The sequence below is a fragment of the Nocardioides flavescens genome (assembly GCF_009823805.1).
GTDB lineage: Bacteria > Actinomycetota > Actinomycetes > Propionibacteriales > Nocardioidaceae > Nocardioides > Nocardioides flavescens.
In genome coordinates this window covers 340,759-354,181 of sequence record NZ_WUEK01000001.1, presented here as the reverse complement: position 1 = coordinate 354,181, position 13,423 = coordinate 340,759, and the positions used below count along the sequence as shown (strand labels likewise).

The 13,423-nt window shown below is 73.0% G+C and carries 12 protein-coding genes; 6 read left to right on the top strand and 6 right to left on the bottom strand.

Translation table 11 applies throughout. The features are described from left to right. Positions 1–18: 18 nt before the first annotated feature. Positions 19–5,475 (bottom strand): LamG-like jellyroll fold domain-containing protein, encoded by a 5,457-nt coding sequence (locus GRQ65_RS01655; protein ID WP_160874482.1) that lies wholly within the window; start codon positions 5,473–5,475, stop codon positions 19–21. A 292-nt stretch (positions 5,476–5,767) separates the two neighbouring features. On the opposite strand from GRQ65_RS01655, the gene GRQ65_RS01650 reads away from it, so the two are divergent. Beyond that, the gene (locus tag GRQ65_RS01650) at positions 5,768–6,619 is read left to right on the top strand and encodes an alpha/beta fold hydrolase (protein WP_160874480.1); all 852 of its coding nucleotides are present in this window, start codon (positions 5,768–5,770) and stop codon (positions 6,617–6,619) included. 24 nt (positions 6,620–6,643) lie between these two features. Here GRQ65_RS01650 and GRQ65_RS22365 read toward each other — a convergent pair whose 3' ends face one another. Beyond that, positions 6,644–6,844, bottom strand: coding sequence for a hypothetical protein (locus GRQ65_RS22365; RefSeq protein ID WP_237447514.1), 201 nt, complete (start codon positions 6,842–6,844; stop codon positions 6,644–6,646). Between the two features lie 33 nt (positions 6,845–6,877). Then, entirely contained in the window at positions 6,878–7,435 is a 558-nt protein-coding gene (locus GRQ65_RS22360) for an alpha/beta hydrolase-fold protein (RefSeq protein ID WP_337191420.1), read from the bottom strand. Between the two features lie 197 nt (positions 7,436–7,632). Here GRQ65_RS22360 and GRQ65_RS01640 point away from each other — a divergent pair, with 197 nt between their 5' ends. From GRQ65_RS01640 to GRQ65_RS01630, 3 genes are read left to right on the top strand one after another with little or no spacing between them, the layout of a single operon-like run. Then, positions 7,633–8,232: a hypothetical protein gene (locus GRQ65_RS01640; protein ID WP_160874478.1), complete on the top strand. Its 600-nt coding sequence runs from the start codon at positions 7,633–7,635 to the stop codon at positions 8,230–8,232. Continuing rightward, positions 8,229–9,140 (top strand): PfkB family carbohydrate kinase, encoded by a 912-nt coding sequence (locus GRQ65_RS01635; RefSeq protein WP_160874476.1) that lies wholly within the window; start codon positions 8,229–8,231, stop codon positions 9,138–9,140. The genes GRQ65_RS01640 and GRQ65_RS01635 overlap by 4 nt, the downstream gene beginning before the upstream one ends. 41 nt (positions 9,141–9,181) lie before the next feature. Then, positions 9,182–9,883, top strand: a complete 702-nt coding sequence (locus tag GRQ65_RS01630) for an alpha-ketoglutarate-dependent dioxygenase AlkB (protein ID WP_160874474.1) — start codon at positions 9,182–9,184, stop codon at positions 9,881–9,883. 40 nt (positions 9,884–9,923) lie between these two features. Here the strand turns inward: GRQ65_RS01630 and GRQ65_RS01625 are convergent, their stop codons facing one another. Then, positions 9,924–10,292: an immunity protein CdiI family protein gene (locus tag GRQ65_RS01625; RefSeq protein WP_160874472.1), complete on the bottom strand. Its 369-nt coding sequence runs from the start codon at positions 10,290–10,292 to the stop codon at positions 9,924–9,926. Between the two features lie 404 nt (positions 10,293–10,696). Between GRQ65_RS01625 and GRQ65_RS01620 the strand changes: the two genes are divergently transcribed. Next, positions 10,697–11,104 (top strand): hypothetical protein, encoded by a 408-nt coding sequence (locus tag GRQ65_RS01620; protein ID WP_202387033.1) that lies wholly within the window; start codon positions 10,697–10,699, stop codon positions 11,102–11,104. A 106-nt stretch (positions 11,105–11,210) separates the two neighbouring features. On the opposite strand, the gene GRQ65_RS01615 is transcribed toward GRQ65_RS01620, so the two are convergent. Next, on the bottom strand, positions 11,211–11,630 hold the full coding sequence (locus GRQ65_RS01615; protein ID WP_160874470.1) for a globin: 420 nt from the start codon (positions 11,628–11,630) through the stop codon (positions 11,211–11,213). A gap of 51 nt (positions 11,631–11,681) precedes the next feature. Here GRQ65_RS01615 and GRQ65_RS01610 point away from each other — a divergent pair, with 51 nt between their 5' ends. Continuing rightward, positions 11,682–12,107, top strand: coding sequence for an OsmC family peroxiredoxin (locus GRQ65_RS01610; protein ID WP_160874468.1), 426 nt, complete (start codon positions 11,682–11,684; stop codon positions 12,105–12,107). A 66-nt stretch (positions 12,108–12,173) separates the two neighbouring features. Here the strand turns inward: GRQ65_RS01610 and GRQ65_RS01605 are convergent, their stop codons facing one another. Next, positions 12,174–13,265: a mechanosensitive ion channel family protein gene (locus tag GRQ65_RS01605; protein WP_160874466.1), complete on the bottom strand. Its 1,092-nt coding sequence runs from the start codon at positions 13,263–13,265 to the stop codon at positions 12,174–12,176. Positions 13,266–13,423 lie beyond the last annotated feature (158 nt).

Below are 13,423 nucleotides of genomic sequence, written 5' to 3'. Positions count from 1 at the left end.
CACACCCGGGACCGGGGACTACTTCCTCAGGGTGAGCGTGGTGCGGGCCGACGAGCCGGTGGCGAACGCGTCACCGGCCCACGTCGCGCTCACCGTGACCCGGCGCTTCCCCCCGACGGGGAGGACGATCCGGGCTCCGCCGCCGTTGAGCGCCACGGTCCGGATGCGCGAGCCGACCCGCACCGTGACCGTGCCCGAGGCGGTGACCTCGGAGCCTGCCGTGACGGCGACCTTGACGCGCACCTTGCCGCGGGTGAGCCGCTTGGCCTTCACCGTGGCGCTCGAGGCGACCTTGGCCACCGTGACCGGGACCGTGGTGCTCGCCCCGGCGTACGACGCCGTCAGGACGTGCGCCCCCGGAGCCAGGCTCCGGGCCGGCAGGGCGATGGTCGCGACCCCGCCCGTGACGGCCGTCGAGGCGAGCGTCCGGGTGCCGTCGCGCAGGGTCACGACGCTGCCCGCCGGGACCCCCGAGGCGCTCACCGTGACGGTGGCCGCCTCGCCGTAGGCCAGCGCGGTCGGGCCCGCCGAGAGACCCACGCTGGCCGCGGGTGCGGCCGGCGCCTCGGCGATGCTGACCACGATCGGCACCTCGGACCCGGCGTGGGTGGTGTCGCCCGAGTAGATCGCGCGCACCGCGTAGCTGCCGGGCGGCGGGAGGGTCTGCGGCGAGCAGCTCGCCGCGCCGCGCACGACCGGGGCCGTGCACCAGACCTCCTCGCCGGTGAGGAAGGTGACCGTGCCCGTGGCCGTCGCGGGGGAGACGTCGGCGCTCAGCGTCAGCGTGCTGACCCCGAACGTCGCCGCGGCGTTGCGCGAGGTCACCTTCGTGGAGGTCTTGTCCGGCACGGGGATGGCCCGCACCGTGACCGACCGCGACGCCGCCACCTGGTTGCCGTTGGTGTCGGCGGCCAGGTAGGTCAGCGCGTAGCTGCCCGGGGTGGCCACGTCGACCGAGCCGACGACCTGGACCCTCGACGACACGTCGCCGTCGGAGTCGTCGACGGCCCTGACGCCGGTCATCGGGTCGAACGCCTCGCCCTGGGTCACCGTCGTGGACGGCGGCACCGTGAGGACCGGAGCCGTGGTGTCGGTGCCGCGAGCGGTGGCGACGAAGACCCCGCCGAACTGGTCGACGGTGCCGACCTCCTCGCCGGCCGCGTTGCGGCTGGTCGCCGTCCAGGCGTAGACCTCGCCCTTCTGCAGCCCCGACCAGGTCACCGACGCGGGCCAGCCCGAGCGGGCCGTGGCGGTGCCGATCACCGTGGTGCCGGGCGTGACGACCGTGAGCCCGTCGGTGCCGAAGCTCGTGGTGCGCGACGACAGGTCGACCGGCAGCGTGAGGTTGTCCTCCGAGCCGTTGTAGCGCTTGCGGTCGTCGTACTCCGTCGCGCCGAAGTTCTTGAGCAGCGGGGAGTAGGTGTCGATCGTGACCTCGGAGCGCTCCACGTCGAACTGCAGCAGGCGCATGAAGCTCGCGCCGAACTGCAGCATGTCGCTGGCCTTGCGGTCGGTGACACCGTCGCCGTCGAGGTCGATGTTGCCGTTCGCGTCGGCCTTGCCGGGGAACAGCTCGCCCGCGGAGACCTTGTAGAACTGGTAGTCCGCCAGCAGCTCCACCACGTCGTGCGCGACCGTGGCGCCGATGCCGCTCTTGAGGTTGGTGCCGACCCCGTGCTCGTGGCCCGAGAGGACCAGGAAGACGTTGGGGTTGGCCTTGACGACCTGGTCGAACAGCCGGGAGCCGTCCGTCGAGAAGCCCGCGCCGCGCCCGTCGGGCGCCGTGGAGGGCGCCAGGTAGGCGTGGGTCAGCAGGATGCCGTTGCGGTCGTGGTAGCGCTCGAACACCGAGCCGGCCCAGGCGGCCTCCTCGGCCGTGACGCCGTACGACAGCCCGACCGCGACGAAGTCGAGGCCACCGGCCGAGAACAGCACGTAGTTGTTCTGGCTGTCCTTGCCCGGCACCGTGACCGCACCGCTGGCGTCGGTCTGCTCGTCCCAGGCGTGGAACGACGCCTTCGACGCCGTCGGCCAGCCCTTCGCCGCCTGGTAGTAGCGGTCGGCGCTGAAGGTGCGGCTGAACCGGCTGGTGGGCCCGGTCTCGACGCCCAGCTGGTTGTCGTGGTTGCCGGCGATGACCTGGTTGACCAGACCGGCCCCGTCGAGGATGCCCTGCGCGCCCGAGGTGAAGGCGAGCTCGCGGTCGACCTGCTCGTCGAGCCCCGGGTAGAGCAGCTTGCCCTGCGAGTCGGTCTTGAGCGGGTCGTAGTAGTCGTTCTCGATGACGTCGCCGGTGTGGGCGGCGTAGGCGATCTTGCGCGACCCTGCGTTGTCACGGAGCCACTCCGTCTCCGCCAGGTAGGCCCGCTGCCAGACCGCCTGCTCCTCGATGGTCATCACGTCGCTGGGCTCGGCCACGCCGTCCCAGTCGTCGTAGGTGCCGCCCGCGGCGCCCTCGGCGAGGTACTGCGTGTCGGTGAAGTGCGCCAGCGAGAAGTCGTAGTCCGCCGGGTCCTGGAAGCGGTCCTTGTCGGCCTGTGCCGAGGAGTCGTGCGGCGACAGGTCGTCGGCGAACGGGTCCTCCCCGGTGACGAGCACGTGGACGACTCCCGTGCCCGACGTCGGGTCGAGCAGCGCCGGACGGACCGCGCCGGCGAGCGTGGTGTCGCCCTCGGCGCTGCCGCGGGCGGTGTCGAGCACGTCCCAGCGCTTCAGGGTCGTGTTCCAGGCGCGCAGGGTCACCGCGCGCTCGGGGTCGACGACACCGGTCCAGACGATCTCCTGGCCCTCGACGTACGACGCGATGGCGAGGTCGTAGCGCTGGAAGGGGATGCGGCCGGTCGAGACGCTGTCGAAGGTCGTGCCGTCGGGGGCCAGCGCGCCGGTGATCGGGGCACCCTGCTCGTAGGTGAAGGTCAGGCTGGTGGGCAGCACCGGCACGACGCCCTGGACGCCGCCCTCGGCGCTGGTGGTGGTGGCCTGGGTGAACGTCGTGGTCACGTCACCGCCGTCGTTGGAGCGGGCGATGGTCGACAGCGTGACGCGGCCGTTGCCCTGGCCGGTGTCGGTGCCGCCCTCGGACGGGATGTCGGCCGAGGTGAAGGGCACCTCCCAGCGCAGCGCCTTGCCGAACACGTCGGTCGCGGTCACGACCAGCGTGTGGGCGCCGGCCCGCAGCCCGGCGCCGATGCGCTGGCCGGGGTTCACCGGCGTGCCGTCGAGCAGGTAGGTCCAGCCCGTCGCGCTGGCCTGGCGCTCCACGTCGACGGCGAACTCCACGGGCTTCGTGATCCTCGCCCCGGTCGCCGGGGTGGTCGAGCGCAGCTGCACCTTCGCGTCGCGGGTCTCGCCGAGCGCGGCGACGTTCAGCCCGAGGGCGTCGGGGGCCGACAGCGCCCGGCTGTAGATGCGTGCGTTGGCGACGGTGCTGGCCGACCAGAACTGGCCGCCGGCGCTCGTGTTGGTGTCGGCGCCCACCATGAACGCCGTCTTGGCGTTGCCGCTCGGCAGGCCGAGGGTGCCGGTCGCGGCGGTCGAGCCGGCGAGCTGACCGTCGACGTAGACCTTGACCGTGGAGCCGTCCCACGTGGCGAGGGTGTGGTACCACTGGCCGCTCTTGGCCGGCACCGCGACGGAGCGGTAGCCGCCGCCGACGTAGGCCATGAAGGTGATGCCCGAGCCGGTCACGACGGTGGCGAAGCCGCCGGCCTCCTTGTCGGAGCAGACGGCGTTCTCGGTCGAGACGGGCAGCGGTCGGTTGAAGCGGAACGTGCACTCGAGCGAGAACCCGCCCGCCAGCTTGCTCCACTGCTCACCGAAGCCGTAGGACAGCGCGTCGTCGGTGCCGTCGAGGGTGACGACGTCACGACCGAGTGCCTCCTCCGCACCGATCTGCGGGTCGCCGAGCCGGGTGAGCGTGAGCCCCTGGGCGGCGTCCTTGGCGGTGCCGTCGGCGAAGTCGACGTCGAGGACGTCGGCCTTCGGGGTCGGCGGTGTCGTGTCCCACTCCTGGGCGAGCAGCAGGGCCTCGTCGGCGGTCACCGCGCGGGCGAAGACCCCCGCGGCGGCGTACGTCGAGGGCGGGGCCCACTGACCGACGGCGGGGCCGGGGGAGGCGTCGCCGCCGATGACGAAGTGGCGGGCGGTGGCGTTGGGCGGGATCGTCAGGGCGCCGGTGGCGGCGGTCGTGGCGACGAGCGCGCCGTTGACGTAGAGCCTGACGGCGCTGCCGTCCCAGGTGCCGAGCACGTGGTACCACCGCTGGCCGTCGACGGGGGCGGAGGCGATCTTGTAGCCGCCGCCGACGTGAGCCGAGAAGCCGAGGTTGGAGCCGTTCACGTAGAGGCTGGCGCCGCCGGCCTCCTTGTCGGAGCAGAGGTCCTTCTCGTTGGCGGTCGGCAGGGCGACGTCGATGCGCACGACGCACTCGAAGGTGAAGCCGGACGAGAGCTTCGACCACTGGCTCGCGAACGCCGGGAACGACACCGCGTCGTCGACGCCGTCGACGGTCATGGTGCCGGTCGAGGCGACGCCGGGCGTGACGGTGGCGTCGGTGCCGAACGTCGGCGTGCCGTGGGTGGTCGCCGGCATGGTCGCGACCCGCTCGGTCGGCTTGCCGTCACGGAAGTCGACGTCGAGGACGTCGGGGGTCGGCGCCTTCGGGGCGAGGCCCTCGGCGCGCGCGAGCGCGAGCACGGAGTCCGCCGGCAGGGCACCGCTGTAGATGCGCACGGTGGCGATCGAGGCCGGCGCGGGGAACTCCGCGGTGCCGGTCGCGCTCGTGTCGGCCCCGACGCCGAACCAGCTGCCCGTCGGCGGGGTCACCGTGCCGGTGACCGGGGTCGTCGCGGCGAGGCGGCCGTTGACGTAGAGGCTCACCGCGCTGCCGTCGTACGTCGCGACCGCGTGGGTCCAGGTGCCCGCGGTCAGCGGCGCCTCGGCGTAGCGGTAGGCGCCGCCGACGTAGAACTGCGCCTGGAGGTTCGAGCCGTTGGCACGGATCGTGTAGCCGCCGCTGTGCTTGCCCGAGCAGAGGTCCTTCTCGGCGGTGGTGGGCAGGGTGCCGTTGAAGCGGAAGGTGCACTCGAGGGTGACCGAGGTCGTGATGTTGGGCTTCGACGCGGGGTTCCAGGCGTCGGTGAGGGAGTAGACGACCGCGTCGTCGACGCCGTCGTAGGTGGTCACCGTGCGCTTCAGGGTCGGGTCGACCGACTGCGTCGGCGCGCCGCGGACGACGGCGGGCCGTGCGGCGGCGCGATCGGCGTAGGGCTTGGCGGGGTCGCTGCCGTCGACGTCGAGGACGTCGGCTCTCGGCAGAGCGCTGGCGGTGATGGCTGGAACGGCGATCGTCGGCGACGTGACGGCGGCCGGGGCCGGGGCAGGCACGGCGAGCGCGGCGGCGCTCGCGATGACCAGCCCCAGGGTGGCGGTCGCGGTGCGACGCCACGACCGTCCTGGGGTGCGTCGTGAGGACACGACATCTCCTTCTCGAGTGGGTGGCGGGCAGCACCGAGCGCCTCGGAGCCGGGCCGGGTCGCCCGGGACCGAGGTGCCGGTGGTGCGGCGTCCGGTCGGGTCGTGGGTGCGAGGTCCGCGGACGCGCTCGAATCGTCAGGGCTCTCAGTGGCCGACCCGGGGGTGGTCAGGGAACGTCGTACGGACGCGGGGTGAACGGCATGGGGTGGTCTCTGCGCGCGGCTCGACGGCACGGCTCCATCACCGGTTTGCCACAGTGGGGGAGTCGTGTCGTCGTGAGGGGGGAGCGCCGGTGAGCGAGGGTCCGCTGCCCGTCGTCTACGACCGCCGTCGCGGCGCCGCCCACGCACGCACCGCCGACCTGCCGCCCGGGGCGGTGGCGCCCTCCGAGCTGGGCCCGTGCGACGCGACGCCGGTCGTGCTCGTGCACGGCCTCGACGGGGTCGCCGCCCGCGACTGGTTCACCGCGGCGCCGCTGCTGGCCAACCTGGGGTTGCCGGTCGTGACCTTCTCCTGGACCAGCGACGAGCCGACCCTGCCGTGCGCGGGACGGCTCGCCGCCCTCGTCGACGAGGTCGCCGAGCGCACCGGCTCCGACCGGGTCGACCTGGTGGGGCACTCCTGGGGCGCCGTGCTCGCCCGAGCCGTCGTCCGGCTGCCGGAGCACGCCGCGACCTCACCGCTCGTGCGGCGGCTCGTCGGCCTCGCCCCGACGTACGCCGGGACGACACTGCACGGCCTCGCCGGGCTCGCCGACCACCCGCGCACCGAGGGCGCCCGGGCCTGGCTCGACGCGCACCGTCCGACCTGGCGCGAGCAGATGGCCGGCTCGACCGTCCTCGACGGCCTGGCGCGCCCGGAGCTCGATGCCCACGACGCCCACGTCGCCTACACGAGCATCGTCACCCGCTTCGACCAGGTCGTGACGCCCTACCGCGCCTCGCTCACGGCCGAGCCGCGCGCCGAGGCCGTCGTGGTGCAGGACGTCTGCGGCTCCGACCTCACCGACCACGTCGCGATCACCCACGACGCCGTCGCGCTGTGGCACGTCGTGAGGGCGCTCGCGCCCGGGCGGGAGGGGCGGCGTCCCCGGGGTCTCGTGCTGCCGTTCGTGGGTGGACCGGCGAGCGCATCGACGCGCTGACGTCCGCGGGGCGACCCGAAGTCGTCAGAGGTGCCGGCCGAGGAACCCCACCTGCGGGCTGGCCATCCGCCGCCAGTAGCCGAGGTCGTGGTCCCCGCGCTGGAAGCCGCCGGCCGGTGCCTGGGCGAAGCCGGCGACGTAGTCCTGTGCGGCTCCGCAGAACGGGTCGCCCAGCCCACAGTCGATCCGCGTCGCGATGCCGGCGAGGCGGTCCTGGCGGCCCATGACGGTCGTCGCCGCGAAGTCCTGCGGGCCGTCCTACGCCCCGGGTGCGGTGTCGGCGTAGTCGCGCCAGAGGGCCGGGCTCATCGCGGCGACGGCGCTAACCCGGTCGCGGCCGAGCACCCCTGCGAGGTGCAGTGCGCCGTACCCGCCCATCGACCTGCCGAGCAACCCGAGACGGGAGGTGTCGAGGCCGCGCTCGGCGAGGAGCGGGAGGAACTCGTCCACCACCATCGCGGCGGGGTCGTCGCCGTCGGCGCGGGCGTGCCAGTACTCCTCGCCGCCGTCGACGCTCGCCAGGGCGTACGCCGGCACACCGGTCACGACGGTCGCGTCGCGGAACCGGTCGAGGCCGAGGTAAGTGGGGGAGAAGGCCGAGGAGTGGTCGCCGCCGCGCCCGTGCAGCACGACCACGACCGGCAGCCCCGCCCGCGGACCCGCCGGACAGGCGATGCTCCAGCCGCACCGCCGGCCGTTGCGAGCCCGCGAGGTGAGCACGCCGTTCTCGGTCTCGCCGGTGCTCGAGGTCGGCACCACCCCGTCCGGTCCGTCGAGGTGGAGGTGGCGGTAGAGCGACGTCCGCCCGGGCAGCACGCCCTCGGCGACGCCCGCCGCAGCCCCTGCCGCGACCGCGCCCGTCGCGCCCGCCGTCAGCAGCGCCCGTCTCGTGATCGCCGTCGCTGCCTCCCCTCCGTCGGCGGCGCGCTGCCTCCCCCGGGGAGATGGTTGCCCGCGGGGCCGGCCCAGCCCGTCACAGCCGTGCCCGCCCCAGATCGTGCCAGGATCGACATGTGCGCTGCCTCCTCGCCACTCGGCTGCTCGCCGTGCTCCTTGCAGCGTCGGCCGCGGGCCAGGGCGGACCCGTCGCTGCCGACGGAGGCGACTCGATCACCCATGAGGACGCACGCAACGACGTCCGCATCGCGACGGGCGAGCCTGGTTTGGGCCGCGACTCTCGGCACAGCGTCGACCTGACCCGGCTCACCGTCGTTCCAGGAGCGGAGGGCTCGACCTACGCGCTGCGGCTGCGGCGGGTCACGACCGCTGAGCGGTTCGACCAGTACTTCTTCCTCTACGTCGAGACCGCCGGCGACGGGCTGCCGTTCGGCTTCCTCATGCTGAAGGCCTCCGACCTGCGCGGCGAGATGGTGGTCGAGGGCACCGATGATCCCGAGGGCTACGTCAGCTGCCGGGTGCGAGCCACGGTGGCGGACCGACGCCACTCGTTGATCTTCACGGTGCCGAGCCGCTGCACCCCCGCTGGACCGGTCACGATCGAGATGCTCGCCTACACGACCCCGAGAGGGCGGAAGGGTGGCGAGGTCGTCTGGTCCCGCGACCGCGTGCGCATTCCCGGTCTTGTCGACCTGCACGGCGGCGCTGCCGGATGATCGCGGAGGAGTCCGGTGCCGGTGGGGCGCGCGGTGGCGCCACACCCGCGGTCGCCGTCGTCGGCAGCTTGAACGTCGACCGGGTCGTCCCGGTCCGGGAGCTGCCGGCGCCGGGGGCGACCGTCATCGGGACGGGTGCGTCCCGGCTCGGGCCCGGCGGCAAGGGCGCCAACCAGGCCGCGGCGGCGGCCGCCGCCTCGGGCCGACCGGGTGCCGTCGTCATGGTGGGTGCCGTCGGTGACGACGACGGTGCCGACCTGTGCCTCGACGACCTGGCCGGCCGCGGTGTCGACACCTCACGGGTCCGACGGGTGGCGAGGGTGTCGACAGGTCTGGCCACCGTCGTGCTCGACGACGCGTCGCAGAACCTCATCGTGGTCGACCCCGGCGCCAACGCCGGGCTCACCCCGGACGACGTGCGCTGCGACGAGGTGCGCGACGCGGCCGTGGTGCTGCTGCAGCTCGAGGTGCCGACCGCAGCCGTGCTCGCGGCGGCCGCACACGCCACCGGCGAGGTGGTGCTGAACCCCGCACCGTCGCCGGGCCCGGACGACGTGGGGGAGCTGCTCGCCGCAGCCGACGTGCTCGTGCCCAACCGCGGGGAGCTGGCCGATCTCGTCGGGGAGCCGGAGGCCTCCGGCGTCGACGGTGTGGTCGCCCAGGTGCGAGCGCTCCCGTTCGACGGGGTCGTCGTGGTCACGATGGGCGCCGACGGGGCGCTCGTCGTCGCCGAGACCGTCGAGCACGTCGAGGCGCCCCGCGTCGCCGCCGTCGACACCACGGGCGCCGGCGACTGCTTCTGCGGCGCGCTGGCCGTGGGTCTCGCCGAGGGGACGCCGCTGCTCGAGGCCGTGCGGGCCGCCGTACGCGCGGCCGCCGAGTCGGTGACCCGTCCGGGCGCGCGGTAGGTGCAGGCCGCCTGTCGGTGGCCGCTGGTAGTCCTGGACGCATGACCGACGCCGCCCTCCCGCTCTTCGGCGGGCCCGACGACGCGGGCGAGCCGTCCGTGGACGAGTCGTTCGCGTCCGCCTACCGCGTCTCGCTCGACGAGCACTCCTGGATCGAGCACGTCCCGGGGTTGCTGCGCGGCGCCGACGCCGTCTTCGAGGAGCTCCACGCGCTGGAGGAGTGGGAGCAGCGCGACCGCTGGATGTACACCCGGCGCGTCGACGAGCCGCGACTGACCGCGGAGTTCCCGGACCTGGCCGAGGCACCCGCGGTGCTGCAGACCGTGGCGCGGGCGCTGAGCGCGCACTACGGCGTGACCTACGACCGCCTGTGGCTCAACCTCTACCGCGACCACCGCGACAGCACCGGGTGGCACGGCGACGGGGCGACCGCGCTCAAGCGCAGCAGCATCGTCCCCGTGCTGAGCCTCGGCGCGGCCCGTCGCTTCCTGGTGCGGCCCACCCAGGGCGGGATGAGCAGCACCTGGCACCCGCTCGCCGGCGACCTGATCGTGATGGGCGGGCGCTGCCAGACCGACTGGCGCCACTGCGTCCCCAAGCAGAGCGCTCCGTCCGGGCCCCGGATCAGCGTCAACTTCGCCGCGTCGAGCCAGGCGCGTCCCGACTCCCCGGAGCCCGCCACGCGTCGTGCGACCAACCGCTTCCACAGAGACGGGTCGATGGAGGCTGGGCCGACCTGGTGACGGGGGACGGCTGGGGAGGCCAGGGCGGCACCGCCGGACGTCACGAGGCAGTCCATCCAGGGCAGGGATCGTCTGCGACGGTGGTCAGCCACTTCGCGCGCGCACCAGCGAACGTGAAGAAGTAGTGCACGGCGTACTGCCGTCCGAGTTCACGCTGCAACTCTCTGCTCATGTGCATGCCGCGCCCGTCGAAGTCCCACATGTCGAGCTCACGTTCGCCACCGTCGTAGCGGCGGTAGCGATCGGCCCACGCGAGGATGCGATCGCGGAGGTCGTCCGACACAGGCAGCACGTGCTCCAGGTCTTCGACGTCGTGGTCACCGCTGGCCGGGCACGGACGCCACGGGTCGCCCCAGAGGGCGTACTCGCATCCGACCTCGGCCATGAACCTGACCCGATAGGGCTTCACGACGCTCAGTCTCGGGCATTCGAGCGTCCGAGCGCTGCGATGGCTGAGCCGTACGGTCCACCGGGAGTCGAGGGGCGACGTCGCCGATCCGCGGACGCATGGTGCAGATGGCCCTCAGCCGTCTCTGTCGTTCGTGGCCGCGTGTCCACGCACGAGCCCCTTCCGGATCCCGGCACCGGGATGACAGGGCGGTCATGTCGCGTGGGAGCGTCCGGCCCTGCCGTGGCTGCCCCCGGTGCACCACGCCGACCGACCTACCCACCGGTCGCGTTCGCCTCCCGGACTCTGGCTGGAGGATGCAGCCGGGCGGGGCTCCCTGATCACGCAGACAGCGCGGGCCATTCCTGCTCCGGGCCACGAGCGGCGTGCGCTCGATGAGGGGAGCGCCGTGCTCCAATGCCGCTGTGTACATCCGCTTCCAGTCGCCCACTGCCGGGAAGCGAGGCGTTCACACGGGTGTCTTCGGCCTGATGAACCTGCTCGGCCGCGCCGGCCGGCTCACCGCTCGAGAGGAGCAGGACTGGCGCGTCGGCAACGACTGGTTCGACGCCGCGTACCCGGATCCCTCCGTCAGCGATCCCACGGTGTACGACGAGCACCTCAACCCGCTCGCCACCGCATGGTTCAGGACCTCCGCGACTCATCTGCTCGAGCGCGTTCCGCGTTGTCTGGAGATCCTGGCTGCACACGACGTGGCGTGTAAGCGCGTCGAGGTCGAGGACCCGGGGCGGATCATCTACGAGGACGACGTCCAGATCGTCGTGGTGCCCCACGACCCCCGCGCGACGACGTCGTTCCATCCCTCGCGCTGACGCACTCTGCTGGTCGACGCTCTCTGCTGGTCGACGCATCTGCTGGTCCGTCGCGCCGACCCATTCCGGCCGCTGTGCGTGCACGGGGCCGTCGCGAGAATCCTGCTCAGGCCTGGGATCCGGTGTTCTGGGGCTCCTCGAACGTGTTGACCATGAACTGCGCCGCGTGGGTGACGTACTCCCAGAACTGGGTGTCCTGCTCCGGCGTGATCCGACCCTCGGCGAGAGCCTCGTCGAGGCCGGCGCGGAAGTGCAGCAGCCAGTGGTCGCGGGCCCGGGGGGTGACGGCGAACGGCGCGTGCCGCATCCGCAGGCGCGGGTGGCCGCGCTCGTCGCTGTAGGTGGTCGGCCCGCCCCAGTACTGCATCAGGAACAGCGCGAAGCGCTCCTCGGCGGGGCCGAGGTCCTCCTCGGGGTAGAGCGGTCGCAGCACCGGGTCGTCGGCCACCCCGGCGTAGAAGCGGCCGACGATGCGACGGATCGTCTCCTCGCCGCCGATCTCGTCGTAGAAACTCACCTGCCCCATTGTGCCGAGCGGCCCGAACGCCCCTCGCACCCGCTCTGCAAGACTCGGAGCATGGCGACCACACGCAAGGCGAACACCACCTGGCAGGGCTCCCTCTTCGAGGGCTCCGGCACCGTCGAGCTGGCCTCCTCGGGCCTCGGCACCTACGACGTCTCCTGGCCGGCGCGCTCGGAGGAGCCGAACGGCAAGACGAGCCCCGAGGAGCTCATCGCGGCGGCCCACTCGGCCTGCTTCTCGATGGCGCTGTCCAACGGACTGGCCAAGGCCGATCACGCCCCGCAGAAGCTCGAGACCTCCGCCGAGGTCGACTTCGTGCCGGGGACCGGCATCACCGAGATCCGGCTGACGGTCGTCGGCACCGTCGAGGGCATGAGCGAGGAGGAGTTCGTCGAGGCCGCGGAGGCCGCCAAGGCCGGCTGCCCGGTCTCGCAGGCGCTCGCCGGCACCACCATCACCCTCTCGGCCTCGCTGGCCTGAGGCTACCGACCCGACCCGACCCGACCCCACTCCCGACGTACGACGACCCGGCGGCGCCGGCGCGGCTCAGGCCGTGCCGGCGCCGTTGTCGTCCCGGGCGTCGTCGCGGGCGTCGTCGCGGGCGCCGTCGCGAGCGGGCGGGGGAGTCGCCTTGTGGCGCTCGTCGTCGCGGTGCCAGACCACCCGCTGAGCGAACGGGATCTCGATGCCCTCGTGGTCGAAGCGGGCCTTGATCCGCTGGCGCAGCTCGCGGGCGACCGCCCACTGCTCGAGCGGGGCCGTCTTGACCAGCACGCGCAGCGTGACCGAGTCGGCCATCAGCGCCTCGACGCCGGTCACCTCCGGCTCCTCGATGATCACGTGGCGGAAGTCGTCGTCCTCCCACATCGCGTGGGCGACCTCGGTGAGAACCGTCGTGACCCGGGCGAGGTCCTCGCCGTAGGCGACGCCGACGTCGACCACCGCGCGCGACCAGTTCTGGCTCTTGTTGCCGACGCGCAGGATCTCGCCGTTGGGGACGTACCAGACCGTCCCGTCGAGGTCCCGCAGCCGCGTCACCCGCAGGCTCACCGCCTCGACGGTGCCCGTGGCCTCGCCGACGTCGACGACGTCACCGACGCCGTACTGGTCCTCGAAGATCATGAAGATGCCCGAGAGGAAGTCCTTGACCAGCGACTGGGCGCCGAAGCCGAGCGCGATGCCGATGATGCCGGCGCTGGCGATGATCGGGGCGATGTTGACCCCGAGCTCGCTCAGCATCATCGTGCCGAAGATCGCGACCAGGACGCCCGTGATGATGCTCTTGAGCAGGCTGCCCATCGTCTTGGCCCGCTGGATGCGACGGTTGCGCACCGACATGTCGCGGGCCTCCTCGGCCGGCGTCAGGTCGTGCTGACGCTTGCGCGAGAAGCGGCGCGTGCGCCCGGACCGGTCGGTGCTGAGCACGCCGTCCTCGGCTCCGACGACGACGCGGTCGACGATCCGGTGCAGCACGAACCGCACGAGCACGCCCAGCGCCAGCAGACCCAGCAGGGCCAGCGGCTTGCCGATGACGACGTCCGCGACCCGGGCGAAGGTGTCGTTGGGCCACAGGTCGAAGGCGACGTTGCAGGTCTGCTCCTCGGAGTCGCACGGACTGGTGGCGGCGAGCACAAGCATGGCGCCCAGTATGTCGAGCGGTGGGTGAGGACGACGGTCCCCGGGGGTCGGTGCGGACACGGCGTCCGACCAGGCGTCCGACCCGGCGTCCGACCCGGCTCGGGGTGTGACCGTCGGCACCTCGCACGACGTCGACCGGACCGTGGCGCGAGCAGGTG

Bases quoted from the DNA above. Each gene is read 5' to 3' on its own strand.
- GRQ65_RS01635 (WP_160874476.1), top strand. From the start codon at position 8,229: ATGATCGCGGAGGAGTCCGGTGCCGGTGGGGCGCGCGGTGGCGCCACA.
- GRQ65_RS01630 (WP_160874474.1), top strand. From the start codon at position 9,182: ATGACCGACGCCGCCCTCCCGCTCTTCGGCGGGCCCGACGACGCGGGC.
- GRQ65_RS22365 (WP_237447514.1), bottom strand. From the start codon at position 6,844: ATGGGCCGCCAGGACCGCCTCGCCGGCATCGCGACGCGGATCGACTGT.
- GRQ65_RS01605 (WP_160874466.1), bottom strand. From the start codon at position 13,265: ATGCTTGTGCTCGCCGCCACCAGTCCGTGCGACTCCGAGGAGCAGACC.
- GRQ65_RS01610 (WP_160874468.1), top strand. From the start codon at position 11,682: ATGGCGACCACACGCAAGGCGAACACCACCTGGCAGGGCTCCCTCTTC.
- GRQ65_RS01615 (WP_160874470.1), bottom strand. From the start codon at position 11,630: ATGGGGCAGGTGAGTTTCTACGACGAGATCGGCGGCGAGGAGACGATC.